The sequence below is a fragment of the Chitinophaga sancti genome, assembly GCF_034087045.1.
Lineage (GTDB): Bacteria > Bacteroidota > Bacteroidia > Chitinophagales > Chitinophagaceae > Chitinophaga > Chitinophaga sancti_B.
The window spans coordinates 7,814,737-7,837,032 of the sequence record NZ_CP139247.1; the positions used below are offsets into that span (position 1 = coordinate 7,814,737).

16 protein-coding genes are annotated in these 22,296 nt (G+C 44.2%); 9 read left to right on the forward strand and 7 right to left on the reverse strand.

What is annotated here, in order from left to right; genetic code table 11:
* Nucleotides 1–9: 9 nt before the first annotated feature.
* Nucleotides 10–1,104: a Nif3-like dinuclear metal center hexameric protein gene (locus SIO70_RS31310; protein WP_320577577.1), complete on the reverse strand. Its 1,095-nt coding sequence runs from the start codon at nt 1,102–1,104 to the stop codon at nt 10–12.
* Nucleotides 1,105–1,154: 50 nt separating this feature from the next.
* Between SIO70_RS31310 and SIO70_RS31315 the strand changes: the two genes are divergently transcribed.
* The gene (locus tag SIO70_RS31315; RefSeq protein WP_320577580.1) at nt 1,155–2,663 is read left to right on the forward strand and encodes a carboxypeptidase M32; all 1,509 of its coding nucleotides are present in this window, start codon (nt 1,155–1,157) and stop codon (nt 2,661–2,663) included.
* 186 nt (nt 2,664–2,849) lie between these two features.
* Here the strand turns inward: SIO70_RS31315 and SIO70_RS31320 are convergent, their stop codons facing one another.
* The gene (locus SIO70_RS31320; protein ID WP_320577582.1) at nt 2,850–3,476 is read right to left on the reverse strand and encodes a rhodanese-like domain-containing protein; all 627 of its coding nucleotides are present in this window, start codon (nt 3,474–3,476) and stop codon (nt 2,850–2,852) included.
* 248 nt (nt 3,477–3,724) lie between these two features.
* Between SIO70_RS31320 and SIO70_RS31325 the strand changes: the two genes are divergently transcribed.
* The 4 genes from SIO70_RS31325 to SIO70_RS31340 all read left to right on the forward strand — a co-directional run bounded on the left by SIO70_RS31325 (nt 3,725) and on the right by SIO70_RS31340 (nt 10,753).
* On the forward strand, nt 3,725–8,596 hold the full coding sequence (locus SIO70_RS31325) for a PKD domain-containing protein (protein WP_320577584.1): 4,872 nt from the start codon (nt 3,725–3,727) through the stop codon (nt 8,594–8,596).
* 38 nt (nt 8,597–8,634) lie between these two features.
* Nucleotides 8,635–9,666: a PorP/SprF family type IX secretion system membrane protein gene (locus tag SIO70_RS31330; RefSeq protein WP_320577586.1), complete on the forward strand. Its 1,032-nt coding sequence runs from the start codon at nt 8,635–8,637 to the stop codon at nt 9,664–9,666.
* Nucleotides 9,667–9,714: 48 nt separating this feature from the next.
* Nucleotides 9,715–10,185 (forward strand): redoxin domain-containing protein, encoded by a 471-nt coding sequence (locus SIO70_RS31335; RefSeq protein WP_320577588.1) that lies wholly within the window; start codon nt 9,715–9,717, stop codon nt 10,183–10,185.
* Between the two features lie 214 nt (nt 10,186–10,399).
* Complete coding sequence (locus SIO70_RS31340; RefSeq protein WP_320577589.1) at nt 10,400–10,753, forward strand: T9SS type A sorting domain-containing protein; 354 nt, start codon at nt 10,400–10,402, stop codon at nt 10,751–10,753.
* Nucleotides 10,754–10,800: 47 nt separating this feature from the next.
* On the opposite strand, the gene SIO70_RS31345 is transcribed toward SIO70_RS31340, so the two are convergent.
* A complete protein-coding gene (locus SIO70_RS31345) occupies nt 10,801–11,973 on the reverse strand; it encodes a class I SAM-dependent rRNA methyltransferase (protein WP_320577591.1) in 1,173 nt (390 codons plus the stop codon).
* A 200-nt stretch (nt 11,974–12,173) separates the two neighbouring features.
* Here SIO70_RS31345 and SIO70_RS31350 point away from each other — a divergent pair, with 200 nt between their 5' ends.
* From SIO70_RS31350 to SIO70_RS31365, 4 genes are all read left to right on the forward strand, one after another.
* Nucleotides 12,174–12,731: a nucleotide exchange factor GrpE gene (locus SIO70_RS31350; RefSeq protein WP_083726279.1), complete on the forward strand. Its 558-nt coding sequence runs from the start codon at nt 12,174–12,176 to the stop codon at nt 12,729–12,731.
* Between the two features lie 66 nt (nt 12,732–12,797).
* Nucleotides 12,798–13,961, forward strand: a complete 1,164-nt coding sequence (gene dnaJ, locus SIO70_RS31355) for a molecular chaperone DnaJ (RefSeq protein WP_320577594.1) — start codon at nt 12,798–12,800, stop codon at nt 13,959–13,961.
* Nucleotides 13,962–14,060: 99 nt separating this feature from the next.
* Nucleotides 14,061–15,005 carry a class I SAM-dependent methyltransferase gene (locus SIO70_RS31360; RefSeq protein WP_320577596.1) on the forward strand — a complete coding sequence of 315 codons (945 nt, stop codon included), beginning with the start codon at nt 14,061–14,063 and terminating at the stop codon, nt 15,003–15,005.
* A gap of 212 nt (nt 15,006–15,217) precedes the next feature.
* Nucleotides 15,218–16,258 (forward strand): glycosyltransferase, encoded by a 1,041-nt coding sequence (locus SIO70_RS31365; RefSeq protein ID WP_320577597.1) that lies wholly within the window; start codon nt 15,218–15,220, stop codon nt 16,256–16,258.
* A 282-nt stretch (nt 16,259–16,540) separates the two neighbouring features.
* On the opposite strand, the gene SIO70_RS31370 is transcribed toward SIO70_RS31365, so the two are convergent.
* The 4 genes from SIO70_RS31370 to SIO70_RS31385 all read right to left on the reverse strand — a co-directional run bounded on the left by SIO70_RS31370 (nt 16,541) and on the right by SIO70_RS31385 (nt 22,254).
* On the reverse strand, nt 16,541–17,662 hold the full coding sequence (locus SIO70_RS31370; protein WP_320577598.1) for a glycosyltransferase family 4 protein: 1,122 nt from the start codon (nt 17,660–17,662) through the stop codon (nt 16,541–16,543).
* Between the two features lie 186 nt (nt 17,663–17,848).
* Nucleotides 17,849–19,657: a YfbK domain-containing protein gene (locus tag SIO70_RS31375; RefSeq protein WP_320577600.1), complete on the reverse strand. Its 1,809-nt coding sequence runs from the start codon at nt 19,655–19,657 to the stop codon at nt 17,849–17,851.
* A 145-nt stretch (nt 19,658–19,802) separates the two neighbouring features.
* Nucleotides 19,803–20,345 carry a hypoxanthine phosphoribosyltransferase gene (gene hpt / locus SIO70_RS31380; protein ID WP_320577601.1) on the reverse strand — a complete coding sequence of 181 codons (543 nt, stop codon included), beginning with the start codon at nt 20,343–20,345 and terminating at the stop codon, nt 19,803–19,805.
* Nucleotides 20,346–20,367: 22 nt separating this feature from the next.
* A complete protein-coding gene (locus tag SIO70_RS31385; RefSeq protein ID WP_320577602.1) occupies nt 20,368–22,254 on the reverse strand; it encodes a glucosaminidase domain-containing protein in 1,887 nt (628 codons plus the stop codon).
* Nucleotides 22,255–22,296: the final 42 nt, after the last annotated feature.

Genomic DNA, 22,296 nt, shown 5'->3' on the forward strand with positions numbered 1-22,296 from the left:
GTAATGTGTTTATAAATAATTTACCGGGTTTGTTCGAATGGTAGATTTAAGAGGCGCAAAATTAGGGAATTTTTCAGTCAATATATGAAAAAATAAGTCAACCGTAAACTGCTCGCTCTCGAAATGTCCAACATCCGCTATAACTATTTGATTTTCAGCGTCAAAAAACTCATGGTATTTAAAGTCAGCCGAAATATATGCATCGGCTCCAGCCCCAATTGCCCTTTTCAGGAGGAAACTTCCGGCTCCTCCGCAGAGTGCCACCCTTTTAATTGGCTTGTTCCTGAGTGGGGTATACCGGACGCAACCGGTATCGAACTGCTGCTTCACGAACTTCAAAAATGCCATCTCGTCCATCGGCGCTTCCAGCTCTCCTATCAGACCGGACCCAACCTGTGCGTACTCGTTTTCGAGTTTTACCACATCGTAGGCCACTTCTTCATAAGGATGACTGGCTAAAAGAGCCTTGATCACATATTGTTCCAAATATAAGGGAAAAATAACCTCGATCTTCGTTTCTGCTTCTAAATGACGGGTTCCGACCTCCCCAACATAAGGCTGGGTGCCTGCTCCGGCTTTAAAAGTTCCCTCTCCTGCCCCATTATAACTACATTCACTGTATGCGCCAATATGTCCGGCACCGGCTGCAAATAATGCAGACCTGACATTTTCGGCAGATTCATGAGGTACAAAAGTGTATAATTTTCTTAATAGCTCCTTTTTAGGCGCTAATACCCTGGTATTTTTCAGGCTCAGCCGCTGCCCCATCATCTCACAGACCCCGTTCCTCACATTGTCCAGGTTGGTATGCGCTGCATATATAGCGATGTCATGCTTGATAGCTTTGATAGCCACCCGCTCTACATAATTAGCACCATTTATCTTTTTCAGACCACCAAATACAATGGGATGATGTGCCACGATCAGGTTGCATCCCTTGCTGATCGCCTCGTCTACTACCGCTTCTGTCGTATCCAGGGAGAGCAGTACACCTGTTACCTCCCAGTCGCCACTGCCGAAGAGTAAACCGGCATTGTCATAGCTTTCCTGGTATTGCAATGGTGCAAATGCGGCGATGGCCGCTGTGATATCTTTAATTTTCATGACAAGCAAATATGATGGGAATTATTTAAAATTGCAAAAAACTAACTGGCATGACGACACAATCTTCGGGTGAATTGTACGCCTTGTACAAAACGAAAATGCAACAGATCGCCGATATACGCAATGCGATTGCTGTGTTGGGATGGGATCAGGAAACTTACCTGCCTGAAAAAGGAGCCGCCTTTCGCGGGCAACAGATCACCACTCTCAGTTCTATGGCGCACGAGCTATTTACTGAAGATAAACTGGGTGAATTACTGACCACCCTGCATGCCCGTCAGGATATGGACATCATTGCTACTAAGAATATCGCCCTCTCTCTCGAGGACTATGAAAAAAATAAAAAGTACCCTGCCAGTTTTGTAGCTGAGTTATCTACCACGACCAATGAATGCTACCATGCATGGATCAAGGCAAGAAAAGCAAACGACTACAGGATCTTTGAACCCGTGCTGGCGAAAATGGTTGCGCTCAAAAAACAGGAGGCAGACATACTTGGATATAACGGGCATCCCTACAATGCACTGCTGAATGAATATGAAAAAGGGGCGAATACCTCCATGCTGGATACCATCTTTGCTGATGTAAAAGCAGCACTGGCCCCTTTATTAAAGCACATCGAATCAAAACCACAGGTCAATAAAGACTTCCTGCACCTGCACTACGACCGTCATGCACAATGGGCATTTGGAATTGAAATTCTGAAAGCAATGGGGTATGATATGAACGCCGGCAGACAGGATATTTCAGAACATCCGTTTACCACCAGCTTCAACCCACAGGATGTAAGGGTCACTACACGTATCGATGAAAAGGATTTTGGGAACATGACCTGGAGCTGTATCCACGAAGGTGGCCATGCCCTGTACGAACAGGGACTACCTGTAAATGGCTACGGACTACCATCCGGCGAAGCTGCGAGCTTAGGTATCCACGAATCACAGTCAAGGCTGTGGGAAAATAATGTAGGTCGTAGCCTACCCTTCTGGCAGCATCACTATGCAGCTTTGCAGGCACGCTTTCCGGACAACCTGCAAAAAGTATCGCTGGATGATTTCTATAAAGCCATCAACCAGGTACGACCTTCCCTGATTCGTACCGAAGCCGATGAACTGACTTATCACTTCCATGTAATGATCCGCTATGAAATTGAAAAGGGATTACTGGATGGCACCTATTCTACCAAAGACCTGAATGAAGTCTGGAATAAATACTACAAGGAATACCTGCATGTAGATGTACCTGATGATAATCAAGGTGTATTGCAGGATATTCACTGGTCACATGGTAGCTTCGGTTACTTCCCCACATATTCACTGGGTAGTTTGTATGCCGCACAGTTTTTCATCGCTGCACAAAAGCAGATACCGGGATTGATTGAGCAGATTACAAAAGGAGATTATAAACAGTTACTCACATGGTTACGTGATGAAATCCACCACCATGGCAGGTATTACACCAGCAATGAATTGTGTGCAAAGGTAACGGGAGAACCACTGGCGTTTAAATACTTCCTGGATTACGCTACAGAAAAGTATCACCACATTTACAATGTATAAAACAAAAAGATGGTGTATCAATTAGTATGATACACCATCTTTTATTTAACAGGTAGGTGTTTAAGCAATTCTCAGGAGGTTGATATAACCTCTGTTTGTTTGGATAATGGCTTGCTGGTATAGGGATACGGTCCAGCTAATAGCAATAAAATAAATTCAATTGGCCTCGGCTTGCCATAGATGACATTAGTTTAATTCTACGATGCCTGTTTTTCTCCAGACTTCCTTTCCTTCTTTGTAAAGGATAAATGTAGGTAAGGTAGTAGCACCAAGCGTTTTAATCACGTTCGTATCTTTACTACCGTCTACTTTTAACAACTTTATACCTGCATTTGCTTTTAAATAAGCAGCTACCACTGGCTCCATCTTTTGACAGGGAGGACACCAGTCAGCGCTTATGTAGATTAATACATCTCCTTCAGAGATCTTACCGGTAAAATCGATCAGTGTAAGCTGAGGGGTATTTGCGCCCCCTTCAACTGTAAGACCCGCCTGTTTCCAGGCAGTCAGACCACCGTCCAGTTCTACAACATTTGCGAATCCGGCTTCGCGCATCTTCTTTGCGGCGGCATTACTACGCGGTCCACTCAGGCAATACACATAAACAGGCTGCTCCTTATTCAAGTATTTTATTCTCTCATTAAATTCTTCGTCACGTGTAAAGTCAGCCTGCATAGCATGCGGGAGGTGCCCACTACTGTACTCTGCCAAGGTACGTACATCAAATACCTGTACACCCGATTGTTTAATTCCTGTCTGAAATACGTCAGGTTTTACCACATTGTTATTTTGTGCATATACAGCAGTACTCACACATAAAATGAAAAAGCACATAATATACTTACACATCGTAAATTTGCTGTATATTGTTGAGCTCGTGCCAACAGTTAAAGCTGGAATAACTTTTGTGTGATTTTCTTTTCTACTCTGAACCATTAACAATTTGTTTACGTTTACTTAACGTTAGACTTATACAGGTATAACGTTAAAAAATTGAACCTTTATTTTTTTAAAACCTATGCTACTGTCGAAAGCCGAACGACATTAGCCATATCCGGAGAATGAAACACCAACGCCTAAGCCTTTTAGTCCATACCTGGTATGCCGTTGCATACACATGTGTATTAGTCCTACTCTCTGCCTTCAGAGTTCAGGCACAAAACACAGCAGCATTTACTGCCGATAATTTTTCAGGATGTGGGACTGCCTATGTACAATTTATTAATCAGTCTACAACAGGAGGCACTGCTTCCTGGGATTTTGGGGATGGAGGAGCCAAATCGACCCTCTGGAACCCAACCCGATCCTTTACTAAACCTGGCACATACACTGTAACTCTTACAGTTACGTTTGCAGACGGTACGAAAGGGACCGCTACCCATACTGTAAATGTATATAAAAAACCGACAGCACAGTTTACCACGGATGTAACCAGCGGTTGTACACCATTACCTGTTAAATTTACAGACCAGTCTACCGCAGGTGATGGTACGATCAGTAGTGTGAACTGGGATTTTGGGGATGGTAACGGAGCTACGGGTAGTACTGCTAATTATACTTATAATGTAGGAGGCGACTATTCTGCTACGACTATCGTGACCAATAGCTATGGTTGTACCAATAGCTATTCACAGATTATTCATGCGAATGCTACCCCTCAGCCAGCATTTACCAGCAATACACAGGGTAGTTGTAAAGCACCGCTAACCGTTACTTTTACAAACAATACGACGATCAATACCACTGGTAATCCGGGTATTACATACCTCTGGAACTTTGGAGACGGTAGTACCAGCAGTGATATGAACCCGATCCATACATACACCGCAGAAGGGAAATACACCGTTACACTAACGGCTACTTCCGCCGATGGATGCACACAAACACTCACACAAACTGAGTATATCCAGGTCGCTACTATTGCAGCGGACTTTACTATTGCAGAGAGTCTTTGTAAGGGAACAACCCTCCATTTTACCAATACTACTCAGCCTGCTCCGCAGACCGCTACCTGGACTTTTTCAGATGGCGATGTACAAAATACAATTGACGCAGTCAAGACTTTTAATACTGCTGGTACCTATACTGTCACATTACAGGCGCTGACACAGGATGGTTGTCAGGCAAATGTGACAAAGACTTTCACCATCTCTGATATTCCTACTGCTACGGTTACCGCATCTCCCATTACCGCATGTGCCGTTCCTGCCAATGTGAACTTTACTGGTGTAACCACCGGTGCTACCAGCTGGAAATGGGATTTTAACGATGGTACTTCTTCTACTGTACAAAATCCAGCACATACTTATACGGCCGAAGGCAGTTATACTGTTTCACTACAAGCCAGCAATGCTGCGGGTTGTACAGCAACCGCCTACCAAACCATCTCTGTAAAGGAACCTATTCTGAGTATAGATGGTATACCAAATGGTTGTGTGCCACTGGATGATACCTTCACGCCTATCGTGGCTACTGCCGATCCGGTTGTAAGCTGGTCATGGAATTTCGGCGATGGCGGCACTTCTACCGACAAGATACCGACACATACTTTCACCACACAAGGTGATTATATCGTTACCTTAACGATTACTACACAGGGCGGCTGTACGCAGACTGCTACCTTCCCTGTGGAGGTGGGCACACCAGTGGCAGTAGATTTCACTGTAGATCAAACAACCGGTTGTCAGCCTACTATTTTCCATTTCACCAACACAAGTGTTCCTAACGGTACTGCATGGGAATGGACGTTCGAGGAATCAGGCAATACCGGCAATGGTTCTTCTTCTCTGGAAAATCCGACTTATGTATGGACTAGCATCGGTACACATACTGTGATACTAACGGTTATCAATAATGGTTGCCGGCAGACACTCACTAAAACGGATCTGATCACTATCTATCCGCCATCTGCTGCATTCCTTGTACAAACAGTGAATTGTGCGAATATCTACTCCCGTACTTTCACCGATCAATCTGACTTTGGTACAAGTACGACTAAATTATGGAACTGGGATTTTGGCGATGGTACATCTTCTACCACCCAGAATCCAACACATGTTTATACTGCAGGTGGTACATATACTGTGACACTCACAGTTGATAATGGTAGCTGTCAGTCTGTATACAAAACGAATGTCACTATCATTGATGAAACACCCAAGATCTATTCAGATGTCACTACCATTTGTAAAAATGGTACCGTGAATTTTGCCATGGATCCTGTAACTGCCAGCCATTTCGCCAGCTACCTCTGGAACTTTGGCGATGGTAATACTTACAATGCACCGGCACAGGGCCCTATCGGTTATGTATATCCCACACCTGGTGATTATACGGCCAGCCTGGTGCTGACAGATGTATACGGTTGCCTGCACACTTCCAATACGATTCCGATTTCTGTGAATGGCGCAAATGCGAAATTCAGCATTGATACCAAACAGTGTAGAAATGTACCAGTGAGCTTTACTGATCAATCTACGACCAAGACAGGTAATACCATTGTATCCTGGACATGGGATTATGGAGATGGCAGCACGCCGGAGACTTACACTACTGCACCTACAAATATCACGCATACTTATACAGCGATCAATGACTACCCTGTTACACTGACCGTGAAAGACAATACCGGTTGTGAAGACAGTTATACAGCAACTGTACGTATTGCAAATATGATTGCGGCATTTGGTGGACCGGATAGCATTGCATGTCTGAATACTCCTTATCAGTTCTCTAACTCTTCCATCACAACACCACTCACTTACCAGTGGGACTTTGGTGATGGTACGACCAGCACAGATGCGACTCCTGCACATACTTATACACTGCCAGGCAAGTATACGGTATCGCTGATCATTGCTAACACTACTGGTTGTAGCGATACGATTACGACTGTTGACTACCTGCGTGTACCTAACCCGATTGCTGACTTCAGCTTCCCGGCGGTAGCGGCTGATGTATGTCCGCCAGTAAAAATTCAGTTTACCAACCTCTCCTCTGATTATGTAAGTTCTGCATGGAGCTTTGGTGATGTGAGTAGTTCTACAGAACAGGATCCGCTGCATAACTATATCAAGGCTGGTACATTTGATATTACACTCACTGTTTATTCACAGGGTGGTTGTGCGAGTGCGGTAGCCGGACCAAAAACTATTTCTATCGCCGGACCAGATGGTAGCTTCACTGTTACACCTGAAACAGGTTGTTATCCGCTGACGGTGACGATGAATGCCAGTTCTACGGCGGCTGTTAAATATATCTGGGACTTTGGAGATGGTTATTCAGCCACCACCACTACACCTACTTCACCATCTTACACTTATCCACAGGAAGGTGTGTATTACCCGGTTGTATTGCTGGAAGATGACAGAGGTTGTCGCGTAGCGGCAGATGGTAATTCAAAAGTAATTGCTGATAAAGTGGCGGCTAACTTTGGTACGGATGTTACACAGGCTTGTGATGGTGGTACTGTATTCTTCACAGATTCATCCACCAGCGTTTCTGCAGGACTGGGTATGGCTATGACCTATGCATGGGATTTTGGTGTCACTACCAAAACTGATGATGTGAGTACAGATCAGACACCTTCTTATGTATACGATGCGCCAGGTACTTACAATGTGAAACTGACTACGACCAGTTCTTATGGTTGTGTGAGCACTATCGAAAAAGCGATTGTAGTAGAACCTAAACCAGTAGCGGTGATCGATACACTGGGGCCGTTGTGTATAGGAGCGACTATGCAGCTGGTGGGTCATGAAACAAAGAATATACCTGGTACCAAATGGAGCTGGCAGATACTGGGACAAAACTATTTAGTACAAACGCCACCGGCTACCACCTTTAACCAGGCTGGCGATCAGTTAATTACACTGACGATCACTACTGCCAGCGGTATTTGTAGTAGTACAGCTACGAGAACGGTGAGTGTAGTAGATTATCCATCACTGAATCCGAACCCTGCGAGCGCCAGCATTTGCCGTGGTGCTTCTATCACACTCAATGCAAATACAGATGCCGGTGTGACTATCAACTGGACAGATTATAAGATCAATGATATTCATAGTGCGAGTCCGGTAGTCAGTCCGGAAATAGATACGACCTATCATGTATCAGTGGTAAATGCAGCAGGTTGTAAGGTGGAAGGAGATGTGCCGGTGATGGTATCTCAACCATTCCAGGTAACGGCTACAGACACCTTTATCTGTAAAGGTGGTTCTGCACAACTACATGCATCAGGTGCGACTTCCTATTCCTGGTCTCCTGCTACAGGATTGAGCAATCCTGCGGGTCAGAACCCGATGGCTTACCCTGATACGACTACTACTTATACTGTGACAGGATATGGTAAGGATGCCTGCTTTACTTCGCAGGCGACAGCGTTGGTAACAGTACATCCGTTGCCGGTAGTGAATGCAGGTCCGGATTTGACATTGGCTACAGGTAACAGTTACCTGATACCGACTACAGGCAGTGCTGATATTACCGACATTGAATGGTGGCCGGTGAATTACCTGGATTGTGTAGACTGTCTGCAACCTACCGCTACACCAAAAACGACGACGACTTATACTATAACGGCGACGAATACATATGGCTGTAAGGGTGTGGATGATATCACCATCAGGATGGTGTGTGAATCAGGCAATACCTGGCTGCCAAATACCTTTACACCTAATGGCGATGGACAGAATGATATCTTCTACATCAGAGGTAAGGGTATCAAAACCGTAAAATCATGGAGAATATATAACCGTTGGGGACAACTTGTATTTGAGCGGACCAACTTTAACGTAGAAGACATTACAAGTGGATGGGATGGAAAAGTGAAAGGCGTACTAGTGAACCCGGATGTGTTTGTATATGTAGCTGAGGTAGTTTGCGATACAAATGAAGACTTTACCCTGAAAGGTAACGTGATGCTGTTACGTTAAACGGCGATTACCAGATTCCTATTTAAAATTTGCCAAGCATGAGAAGGACTTGTAGAAAACTGTTTGTGGCACTTTGTTTATGTCTGAGTTCCAGAGTGATGGCACAGGATATTCACCTGTCGCAATTTTATGAAACCCCCATTCTGCGTAACCCTGCGCTGATAGGCATCTTTAACGGAGATTACCGCGTACAGGCAGTGTACAGGAACCAGTGGAACAGTGTGACTATTCCCTACCAGACAGGGGCTGTGAGCGGGGAACTGAAATTTCCGGTAGGCCGTGGAGAGGATTTTCTCACCACAGGTGCGCAATTTACTTATGACAGAGCTGGTACGGCACGATTACAGTCTGTGCAGATTCTGCCAGCTATCAACTACCATAAGTCAATGAGCGAGGTGAAGAACATGTTCCTTTCAGTCGGTTTCATGGGAGGTTTTGTGCAAAGACAGTTCGATGCCACCAAGCTCACTTTCAATAACCAGTATACCAATGGTCGCTATGATCCCACTGTAGCCAGTGGTGAAGAAGGCAGACTGGCACTGCGTGGATATGGTTACTGGGATGCCGGTGCAGGTATTAGTTTCAACAGTACGATTGGTGAAGACATCAATTATTATATAGGTGCAGCCATGTTTCACTTTACACGTCCAAGGGTGTCCTTTTATAAAGACAATAGTATTGTAATGGATCCAAAGTATACCTTCAATGCGGGTATTACCATCCCAATGGAAGACAGGTTGAAACTGATTGCGCAGTACAACCAGATTCATGAAGGGTCGTATTCCGAGTATAATGGAGGAGCCATCCTGGGTTATATGTTATATAATGAGGGCCTGGAAAGCACAAGAGGTATTTACGGCGGGTTGTTTGTGCGATGGGGAGATGCGATCATTCCTACCATGCGCCTGGATATGGACAAGTACGAGATCAGTATGACATACGACTGTAATATTTCAAAACTGAAAACGGCGAGTCAGAGTTTTGGGGGATTTGAGCTGGCACTGGTATTCAAAGGGTTCCTGAATAGCAGGAACAGTACGTTGGATGCAGTGCATTGTCCAAGATTTTAATTCCCTTATTAATCCTTTACTATATTTGCCAGTCTAAAATAATATAAAATGAGCATTGCAATCGGCACAAAAGCACCAGCTTTTTCTTTGAATGATACTGAGAAGAAAAAAGTAACCCTGGAAGATTTCAAAGGACAGAATCTGGTTATCCTTTTCTTTCCATTGGCATTTACCAGTGTATGTACAGCAGAACTGTGCAGTGTAAGAGATACCCTGGCTACTTATAACAGTTTGAATACTGCGGTAGTTGGTATTTCTGTAGACTCTCCGTTCACCCTGGGTAAATTTAAGGCAGAGCAGAACCTGAACTTCCCATTGCTGTCTGACTTTAATAAAGAGGCATCTCAGGCTTATGGTGCTTATTATGAGAACTTTGTACTGGACCTGAAAGGGGTATCCAAGAGAGCGGCTTTCGTAGTAGACAAAGAAGGCACTGTGAAGTATGCACAGGTGCTCGAGTCTGCCGGCGATCTGCCAGATTTTGAAGCAATAAAGAAAACACTGGCTGATTTACAATAAAAATTGACGGAAAGCGTTAATTTTTGTTAAAAACTAATGGCAGTGCTTCCTTTTTGGCCTGCCATTTGTTATTTTTACAATAGAAGAATTGGTAAAACGGGTTCTCATGTAATAATAAATATATCTAATATAAAAGATAATTTTATTGTACCATTCCCCGCTATTTCAAAACGAAAATTAATAGATATTCGAAAAAATCTTTATCTTTACGGGTATGTGGAAAACCTTTACTCTTTTACTTACATGCTTTATACTACTGACGACCTTAGTTTCTAAGGCGCAGACGTATAAACCTGCTTCATCAGGTACTGATGGAGTGAGTAAAATTGTGAAGTTGTACCCTAATCCTGCATCCTCGAGAATTAATTTTGAATTACAGCATAATAACGAGCAGGTTTATGATCTTATTGTATTCAATTTTCTCGGAAAGATGGTAGGGCAGGTAAAGAATATAAGTAACAAGACTACGATGGAGCTGGATAACTATTATAGTGGGTTGTATATTTTCCAGTTGAGAGATAGGCAGGGGAACCTGATAGAGTCTGGAAAGTTCAATGTCGTCAAGTGATTTTAAAGATATTATATAAAAAAAGGCTGTCTCACGACAGCCTTTTTTTATTGTACTTCTACTATTAAGAACTTCAGATAAGTTGTATTCTCAATATTCCATAATATCGGATGATCCTGCGCCTGTGTCTGGAAGGTCACCTGTCTCAGTTTCTTCTTCGCATCTTTCGCAGCCATATCAATGATTTCCAGGAACATAGATGGCGGTACCAGGTTTGTACAAGACGCTGTAACCAGGAAACCACCCGGTTTTAGCAGCTTCATTCCTCTCAGGTTGATCTCTTTGTAACCCGTAATCGCCTTCTGGATATTCTCACGGCTTTTGGTAAATGCCGGTGGATCCAGGATCACCACATCAAACTTCTTCTCTTCCTTTGTCCACTGTTTCAGCACATCAAATGCGTTGACTGCCTGGAACTTACATTTATCTTCGAGGTTATTCAGCTGGGCATTTCTGCGGGCAGTATTTACTGCATGCTCAGAAATATCCAGGCCCAATACGCTCTTTGCACCATAGTGCCCTGCATGACAGGAGAAAGTACCTGTGTAACAGAACGCTTCCAGTACATCTGCGTCTTTTACAATATGTTGTATGGCCCTGCGATTATCCTGCTGATCCAGGAAGTAACCGGTTTTCTGGCCATTTTCGATATCTACATGGAACTTTAATCCATTCTCATTAATAATGATGTTCGTATCAAAAGGAGCACTCAGGAAACCTTTTTGCTGTTGCATACCTTCCAGTTCCCTTACCGGTACATCGTTGCGCTCATAAATCCCTTTTGGAGAGAAAATTCTGTTCAGGGCATCGACAATTGCACCTTTCCACTTTTCCATACCCAATGCCAGGGTCTGCAATACGAAGTAATCATTGAACTTATCTATGACAAGCGCCGGCATTTCGTCAGCTTCTCCAAACACTAAACGGCAGTTCTCCACATACCCTAGCTGCTGGCGGTATTTCCATGCCTTGAGCAAGCGGCGGTAGAAGAATTCGGCATCGATCATCTCGTTTTTGTCACGGGTCAGCAGGCGAACCAGGATCTGAGATTGTGGGTTTATATACCCTCTACCCAGAAAGTGGCCCTGATGCGTGAATACATCCACAATATCGCCGGCATCTACCGGTCCCTGGATCTCACCGACTTCGTTGCCAAAAATCCATGGATGTCCCTGCAGTACGCGATTCTGTATTTTTTTCTTTAAAAAAACTTTGGTCATTATCAATAGTTCGAAGGCGCAAAGGTAAAGAAAAGGTAGGCATCTTACATGGTTAATATAGAATGCAGAACGGACTCAACTTTCAAAATGACACCTTTATATAAGATGTTTGTCATTTTGGCGGCATTTGAGCGCTTGGCAAGTAAATTGTCTAACGTACCTTTGTACATTTTAAGTTAACAAACGAAAACACTACCCATATGCAGACAAACGGACAGGACACCGAAAACGGTAAAGGTATGCCAGATATTAATGCAGATGAGAACATGGCCGGCACTTCCCACCTTAACGATGCCTTGGCGGATGAAAGCGAATTCGACAAGAAACAACAGGAGCTGGATGAGATGAAGGACAAGTATCTCCGTCTGGTTGCTGAGTTTGACAACTTCAGAAAACGCACTGCCAAAGAAAGGATCGAGTTGATGCAGACTGCCAACAAGGAAACGATCATTTCCCTGCTGGACGTACTGGATGACAGTGAACGCGCCACCAAACAACTGGAAAACACCACCGACATTACTGCCATTAAAGAAGGCGTTATGCTGGTTTTCAATAAATTGAAATCTACACTACAAGCCAAAGGCCTGAAACCTATGGAGAATTTGCATACTGAATTTAATGCAGATCTTCACGACGCTATCACAGAAATACCTGCACCTACAGAAGAACTGAAAGGGAAAGTACTGGATGAGTTGCAAAAAGGCTACATGCTGAATGACAAATTGATCCGTCATGCAAAGGTTATTGTAGGGAAATAAGGTGACTTTCTGACAGAATAGTTTTTCTTTAACCATGCCGGCGAAACGCCGGCTTTAGTGCGATATATGTCTACCAAAAGAGATTATTACGAAATACTGGGCGTCGCCAAGTCTGCCTCCCAGGATGAAATTAAAAAGGCTTACCGAAAGGTAGCTATGCAGTACCATCCTGACCGCAATCCCAACAATAAGGAAGCAGAAGAAAAATTTAAAGAGGCAGCTGAAGCCTACGAGGCATTGAGCGATGCGGACAAACGTGCCCAGTACGACCGTTTTGGTCACGCGGGTATGGGTAACCGCGGTGGTGGTTACGGTGGCGGTAACATGAATATGGATGATATCTTCTCCAACTTTGGAGACATTTTCGGAGACGATATCTTTGGCAGCTTCTTCGGTGGTAACCGTGCCGGCGGTGGTGGTGGCAGACGTGGCAGAGGTACACGCGGCTCCAATCTTCGTATTAAGATCCGCATGACCTATGAAGAGATCGCGAAAGGTGCCAATAAAAAGATCAAGGTTAAAAAACATGTACCCTGTCAGCATTGTGGCGGATTAGGTGCGAAAGATAAAAATGCTTTCCAGACCTGTAATACCTGTCATGGGTCCGGCCAGGTAAGAAAAGTAACCCAGACTTTCCTGGGTCAGATGCAGACAGTCGCTACCTGTCCAACCTGTCATGGCGAAGGCCAGATCATTACCAGCAAATGCGGGCACTGTAAAGGTGAAGGCCGTATGTATGGTGAAGAAATGGTAAGCATCGACATTCCGGCAGGCGTACAGGAAGGTATGCAGCTGAGCATGAGCGGTAAAGGTAATGCCGGTGAAAGAGGTGGTGCTCCCGGGGATCTGCTGATCCTCATTGAAGAGGAACCACATCCGGAACTGCAAAGGGATGGGCTGAATGTAGCCTTTGACCTGTACATTTCCTTCCCTGATGCGGTGTTTGGTACTTCGGTAGAGGTGCCGACCATCGATGGTAAGGCAAAGATCAAGATCCCGGCTGGTACACAATCCGGTAAGGTATTCAGGTTGAAAGGTAAAGGTTTCCCTTCCGTGAATTCTTATGAGAAAGGCGATCAGCTGATCCATGTGAATGTATGGACACCTCAGCAGGTAAACAGTGAAGAGAAAACTTTCCTGGAAAAGGTGCAGAGTTCAGACAACTTCCAGCCTAAGCCAGATAAGTCTGAGAAAGGCTTCTTTGAAAAAGTAAGAGACATATTTAGCTAAGGCTATAGCTTGTGGCAGGTGACCTGCCCGGCCGGAAAAATCCGTTGATCGCATAGCGGTCAACGGATTTTTCGCTTTTTAGCCATAATTTTACTCCCCATGTTCGATCCTTCCAAATTACAAATGCTAGAAAACCGGCTGGTAAAGGTTTATCGCCATATTGGTAAAATCGCCCGCCGCCAGAACATCACCTGTTACAGGGTGTATGATGACGATATCAATGAATTTCCATTCAGTGTGGATCGCTATGACGATCATATCTATGTGGCAGAATACGATCGCCCGCATGGTATGGATGAAGAGACCCATGAGCATTGGCTGGATAGCTCTCTGGAAGTAGTAGGCAAGGTACTGGATGTGCCATTGAACAAGATATGGGTGAAGCAAAGACAACGGAAAGCCAGCAGACAGGAACAGTATGAGAAGCTTTCTTTTGAAAGCCATGAGGTGGTGGTGCATGAAGCAGGGCTGAAATTCAAAGTCAATCTTTCTGATTACCTGGATACAGGTCTCTTTTTGGATCACCGTATTACAAGGGGCATGGTCCGGGAGAGTGCGAAGGATATGAAAGTGCTGAACCTCTTTTGTTATACAGGTTCCTTTTCTGTGTATGCAGCTGCAGGTGGTGCCAGCGAAGTAGTGTCTGTAGATTTGTCTAAGACCTACCTGGCATGGGCGGAAGAGAATATGCAGCTGAATGATCTGAAAGGTAATTTTCAGTTTGTACATGCGGATGTATTGCAATACCTGGATACATTGCCTGCTGATTATTTCGATCTGGTGGTGCTTGATCCTCCTACTTTTTCCAATAGCAAGCGCATGAAGGAGTTCCTCGATATACAGAGAGATCATGTGTCGATATTGAATAAGGTATTGCATGCGACCAAACCCGGGGGAGTGGTGTATTTTAGTAATAACTATCGTAAGTTTCAGCTGGATACGGAACAGATTCAGGCGGGTACGATCAAGGATATTACCGGGCAGACAATGCCGTTTGATTTTCAGCAAAAGCTGATTAGAAAATGTTATAAGATCACCAGATAAGAATATTGGTTTCAGCAGAAGCTGATCAGAAAATGTTATAAGATCACCAGATGAGAATATTGGTTTCAGCAGAAGCTGATCAGAAAATATTATAAGATCAACAGATGAGAATATTGGTTTCAGCAGAAGCTGATCAGAAAATGTTATAAGATCACCAGATAAGAATATTGGTTTCAGCAGAAGCTGATCAGAAAATATTATAAGATCAACAGATGAGAATATTGGTAGCCGGAGATTTTGAAGCTGATTATAATCGCACGAGAATTATCCTGGATGGTTTACGTACCATTCCTGCTGTGTCACTTTCTTTTTACAATTATAAGGAGCAAAGTAAATGGAATTTCGCAGCCCTGCGCAAAGCGTGTGGGGATGCGGATGTGATCTTTTTGCCTGCATTTACACACCAGGATGTGGCGATAATTAAGATGCTTTCCGGCAAGCCTGTGTTGTTTGATCCATTGATCTCAAGGTATCTGTCTAAGGTGTTTGATTATAAGAAGGTGAACAGGTATTCTCCGAGAGCTTTGAAAAATTATCTGAAGGATAAGATCTCTATGCGTATGGCGGACCTTGTTATTTGCGATACAGAGGGGCACCGGGATTATTATCATAGGACTTTCAGCATTCCTTTGCGGAAATTGTATGTAGTGCCTGTGGGGGTGAATACGGATGAATTTCCACCGGCACCTGCTATTGGATTACGGGATACTTTTGTAGTGGGGTTCTATGGTGGTTTTATTCCTTTGCAGGGCACACGAATGATTGTGGAGGCGGCGAATGTTTTAAAAGATCATACAGATATTCATTTCCGTTTGATCGGAAATGGATTTGAGTATAAAGTAATACAGCAATTAGTAGCGCAATATCAATTGAATAATATTAGTTTACCTGGTTGGGTAGCTTATGATCAATTGGCAGGGGAGATGAATAATTTTGATATTTGTTTGGGGATATTTGGAGAGACGCAGAAAGCGGATTTAGTGATACCGAATAAGATATTTCATTATGCTGCGTTGAGGAAGGCGATCATTAGTAAAGAGTCTCCTGCGATAAAGGAGGTGTTTGAAGATGGGAAAAGTATTTTATTGACAGCAAATACACCGGAGGCGATTGCAGAAAAGATTCTCTTATTGAAGGAGAATGTGGTGCTGAGAGAGCAATTGGCGCAAGGTGCATATGAGGCTATTTGCACGAAGTATAATCATCGTGCAATTGGGCAGCTGGTATATAATCTGGCGCTGGAAATTAAGTAGGCGGGATTACAGGTAAGCCATTACATTATCAATAAGATCCATTATCCCCTTTACATTAAAATGCATTATACCTGCGTAGGCTGCATTTTTCCGCCGCTGGAATTAAGTAGACGTAATTACAGCAGCCATTACATTAACAATAAGATTCATTATCCCCTTTTCACTAAGATGCATTATACCTGCGTAGGCTGCATTTTTCCGGGGCTGGAAATTAAGTAGACGTAATTACAGCAGCCATTACATTATCAATAAGATCCATTATCCCCTTTACACTAAATTGCATTATGCCTGCGTAGGATGCATTTTATGTGCTAATTTTTCAACAGCATTCAGATCAATCCGGGTGCCCATTTCATGCAGCAATTCCAGGTAAGAACGTGTAATACAATTGAGGCTATGCCTTTCAGTTGTGTAGGCAAATGCGCATCTGGCCACTGACTCTCTTTTCAAAGGTTCTTCCAGTAACGACTGTATACCGGCAGCCAGTTGTTCCGGTTGATGTACTTCGCAGGAAACTGCTCTCCCACCCTGTACCAGATCTGACAAGCCACCTGCATTTGTAGAAACTACAGGTACACGATACATAAAGGCATCCAGCACACTACTACCTAATCCTTCCTGTTCTGAACTCATGGTGAAGATGTCTAACACCGAGAAGATATCCTCCACATTATCATAAAAGCCCATCAGTTTATACACATCTTCCAATCCGTATTCAGCTATTTTATCACGCATTTGTTGTTCCAGCTCCCCTTTACCAAAGTGCAGGAATACAAAATCACGACGTACAGTTGCCAGTTCACGGATGGCTTCGATCATAGTGAGTGGATCTTTGTGTTGTACAAGTGCAGCCGTGGTACCGATCAGGTGTAATGACGGATCGACGCCTGCATCAGTGAGTATCCTTTCTGCCCTGGACTTATCCAGTTGCTTTGCCATAATAGCACTGGATATCAAACGGACATCTTTAGCACCAAAGTCTGTCAATATACGTTTGATGGCGTGGCTGATAGCAACGACCTGGTCAGTGAGTTTATATTTGAGCAAGGTCATCTTTCCGTGGGGAACAAAATCCACGCGACGGGTAAAAATGATCTTAGCCCTGTGAAAGGGCTTGGAAAGAATTGCATACGTGAGAATATGGGAAGATTGTGCATGAAGTATATCATAACGGCTTCCCTTGAAGATCAGGAAGAAGAGCACGCCAAAAATATTTGAAAATGATTGGGTTTTAAAGCCCTTCTCGTTTGCCTTTTTTTCCAGCGGGTAGTTTTTTCTACAAAGTAGTTCCACATTAATACCGGCCTCTTTGAAACCGGACATGGTATACATAGTTTGCCGTTCTCCACCACGCCATCCACGCTCGAAGTTTAGTTCAAGAATCATTACAGACTTGCTATGCATAGGTTTCCCAGGTTTTTAGTTCTTACACAATAGGTTGCATTAACAAAAGGTTAGATGCATAAATGATGCAAAGTTTAATTGGGAAGGTACACATTTAACAATAAATAACAGTTGAGGTAAGAATTCCCCTATTCATATTATGTATTAATTAACTATAAATCAATTATATATCCTTTAAAAATAATACTAGTTGATGCTTTTATTCTTTTCCAGGTTTTTTACCAGCTTGATAAATTCTTTTCTGTAGTTACCCGGATCGTCTCCCAATGCTCTTTTTGCAATTTCTAATACCATCTTGCTATCTCCCTCCCCTTTATAGGCAGAATGTCTTAAAAGCATGCCACATAATGCAACGGATGTTGCAAAACGGAAATCGACGTCTGCATCCTGGAAGTCGATACAGGAATTGTGTATCTGGTGCCAGATGGTGTGGAAGGAGGAGTCTGTTGGGAGTTGGTAGTTGATTCGGATTTGGGCTAATAGGGAGTCGTGGGGTTTAAATACGACATCGGTGTCGTGAAGAGGGTGGGTGTAGGGATTGGGGAGTTCAGTACCAGGCACTATTTCATACATAGCAATCGCACAATGCCCTGCCCCTACAATCCCTCCGGAAACACGCCCTCCGGTAGTATCTGCATTGCTGATCACTTTATTTTCATACCCAATCAGGCGGTAAGACTTGACCATAGCAGGGTTAAAGTAAACTTCGGCCTGTACATCTTTGGCTACAGTAAATAAGGTACCTCCAAATTCTTTAGCGAATATTTTACTGGCTTCTTCCAGGTTGTCGATATAGGCAAAGTTACCATTGCCTTTACTGGACAGGGTTTGGAGTTTGCTATCTTTATAATCACGCATACCGAACCCCAGGCAGGTGAGTAGTACCCCACTCTCCTTTTTGCTGACGATGAGTTGTTCCATATCCAGATCGCTGGTCTGACCTACATTGAAATCACCATCAGTAGCCATGATGACGCGGTTGTTGCCATCTTTGATAAAGTTGTCCTGTGCCAGCTGGTAAGCGAGTTTGATAGCCGCTTCGCCGGCAGTAGCGCCGCCAGCACTGAGATTGTCGATTGCATTGAGGATTTTATCTTTCTGATCGCCAGGGGTACTTGGCAGAATGATGCCTGGGGCACCAGCGTAAGCAACGATGGCAACATGGTCGTTCTTTCTTAAGTTATTGACAAGGATGCGAAAGGCAGCTTGTAGTAATGGTAGTTTATTGGCGGGAGCCATAGAGCCGGAGGCATCGATCAGGAATACGAGATTGCTGGGAGGCAGACTATCTGTATCCATGACTTCACCCCTTACCACAATTTGCAGTAACCGGTGTTCAGGTTTCCAGGGGCAGGTGGCGTAACTACTGTAGACAGCGAGGGTCTGGCCTTTTTTCGGAGGAGGATAATGGTAGTTGAAGTAGTTGAGCATTTCTTCAATGCGCACGGCATCGACAGGAATCTTTTCTTTGAGGTGGATGAAACGGCGGATATTGCTATAGGCAGCTCTGTCTACATCTACAGCGAAGGTAGAATGGCTACGGATGAGGGTTTTCATGAATTGATTTTCGTAGAGGGCGCCGTAAGTTTCATCAAAGAAGACACGGGTGCCCATGCTGGTGTTGCCATAGTTTGGGTTGGAGCCGCTGGAAGAGCGGTTGCGGGCTATGGCCTTGGCTTTGGCGATGGCGTCCTGGGGGTTGTCGAGGGCGTCGAGTTGAACGAGGATGCGGTTATACACACCTATAGGGATTCTTTTAGGACGGTATTTGTCCAGTTGAAAGAGTAATATAGCGTCCTGAGAAGGCACCGCAATCCGAAAAAGACCGTACTGATTGGTAGCGACTTTTGCGGTATCATTGATCACTGAGATTAATACACCGGGTAAGGGATTGTGTGAAATACTGTCCTCTACAGCCCCGGTGATGTAAATTTTCTGTGCATTCGCAGGTACAAGGAATAGCAGGCTGCCGAGCAGCATGAGAAGCTTTACCATGGGGGTCTTGCATCAGTTAGTGTAATATAAGCAAAAAATCTCTTCTGCTTTTTAGGCAGAAGAGATTTTTGCTTTATTATTTGGCCTGCGGCTGCAAACAAATGCACTCTTTTCTCTGGCTGGCGCCTGGAGCAATCAGATTACCTTAGGCATTTTCTACTAACTGATAAATTTCCGGTAAGTTCCTTCCTAATCCATCATAGTCTAAACCATAACCAAGTAGGAACTTGTTAGGCACACTAAAACCTAAATAATCAATCCTGATCGGGTACTTCATCGCTTCTGGTTTAGTGAGCAGAGAAGTCACCAACAGTCTCTTTGGTTGCTGGTGTTCTAACTGTGGGAGGAACTGACTCAATGTCTTTCCTGTATCAACAATATCTTCCAGGATTACTACCGTACGGCCAAACAGATCTTCATCCAGACCAATTGCCTGCACTACATTTCCAGTCGACTTCATGCCCTTGTAAGAAGCGAGTTTGATAAACGAGATCTCCGCTTCTATGGTCAGGTACTTAAAAATATCAGCGGCAAACATAAAGGAGCCGTTGAGGATGGCAATGAATAATGGTTTTTCACCTTTCAGGTCATTGCTGATAGCAGCTGCCAGTTCCTGAATACGCGCCTGCAGCTTATCTGCGTTGATGTAAGGTGTGAATTGCTTGTCATGAACCTGTATAACAGACATGTGTTTCCTTATTTACGTTTGTTTAAATTTTTCCTACTAAAAGCCTTTGACCGATTTTAATGTCGTAGGCTTCCAGGTGATTCCATTCCCGTAACTGTTCTACGGTTACGTTAAAGCGTTTGGCTATGCCATATAAAGTTTCTTTGGAAGTGACGTCGTGGTATAACAAATTACCCACCTGGATAGTTCCCTCAGGTAATCCGTTGGATGTAGGAGGAGTTGGGGTATTTGATGTAGTGGCTATTGGCAGAGCAGGTGACTGCGTGGCTGGTGCCTCTGTTGGTGTAGCCGGTGTTGGTGCTACAGGAGCTGTTGGTGTAGCCGGTGTTGGTGCTGGTGTAGTAGCAGGTGCAGTTGCTACAGGAGCTGCTGGAGCAGTAACCGTACCTGTTGCTACCGGTGGTGCAGGATTGTAGGTTGGTGTTGATGCCTGAGCAGTTGGTGCAGAGGCAGATGTACCTACGCTTGCAGATGCATTTACTACAGGAGCTGTTGGCGCTGTAGCGGTAACTGTACCTGTTGCTACCGGTGGTGCAGGATTGTAGGTAGGTGTTGTTTTAGCGGGTATTGATGCAGATGCACCTACGCTTGCAGATGCATTTACTACTGGTGTTGTTGGCGCTGTAGCAGTAACTGTACCTGTTGCAGCCGGTGCCGGATTATAAGTTGGTGTTGTTTTAGTAGCTGTTGCCGCAGGTTTTGCAGCAGTGCTTGTACCTGCTGGTGTCACCTCTCCTATCTTCTTCAAATCATCCACCATCCCATCAGGCAATTTATTTACCTGCTGCTGTTTTGATTGTGCCGGCTGTTGCTGAGCCTGTTGCTGTTGCGCCAGCTGTTGCTGACGTTCCATTTCCGTCTTCACATCATCCACTATCTGCTTTGGATTCAGATCTCCTTCAGTCGGATCTTCTACCAGTGCATTCTTCGCCAGTTCAGGTTTTACGCTTGCAAATCCCTGCAGCGCCAGTTTCTGACCTGCTGCCGGCTCCTCACCTTCCTTCATTTTGTTACGACGGCGTAACCAACGTAACTGTATACCTTCTGCCTGGGAAATATCGTACATGGTTTCACCCTGTTTCACTATGTGAAAATCATTCTTCCCTGACTTTCCTTTTTTCTCCAAAAAGATATAATTACTCTTTGGCAAAGGATTATCATTTTCCAGGTCATTATACTTCACGAGATTTCGCAGCTTCACATCCTTTTCACTCGCCAGTTGAATCAATGCAGTACCTGCCTGTGCATACATTACTTTACGACCATTGATTTCAAATATGCCAGTTGGAATAGGTTTATCAGCAGCTGCTGTATTGCCTTTTCCGGTAGTAGTGGTGGAAGGTTTTGTGGTGGTGGAAACGGAAGTTGATGGCGTAGACCTTGGTATCAGGCCCTCTCCTTCCTTTGTATATTGCTGTAAGTTATAATCTTCAATAACCTTAATCAGCTGCTGGGGATATGTTTTGCTTGTTGCATAACCCGCCTGTTTCAAACCATATGCCCATGATTTATAATCTTCCAGCTGAAAAGAGAAGAGAAAACTATAGCGTGGGTTATTTTTCAGGAAGTCAGAGTGATCCTTGTAAGAATCAGCCGCTGTGGTGTATTTACGGAAGCATTCCTGGCGGGCGTCGTCATCATAATTCACGGTAGCGCCTGTCCAGTTGTTTTTACACTTGATACCAAAGTGATTATTGGAATTCTGTACCAGCCAGCTATTGCCTGACTGTGTTTCCAGCACCCCCTGTGCAAGGGTGATGGAAGCAGGAATTCCACTCCGCTTCATTTCATCGATCGCGATATCCTTATACATCGCAATGTACTGCGGTGTCGACGTGGTCTGCGCTTTCACCAGTGGCATGCAGCCAATTAGAAAACTGACCGTGAAAAAGGCTCTCCTTAGTTGCATGTATATGAATTTAATGGGTTAGTCTTTGTTTTAACTGCTTTT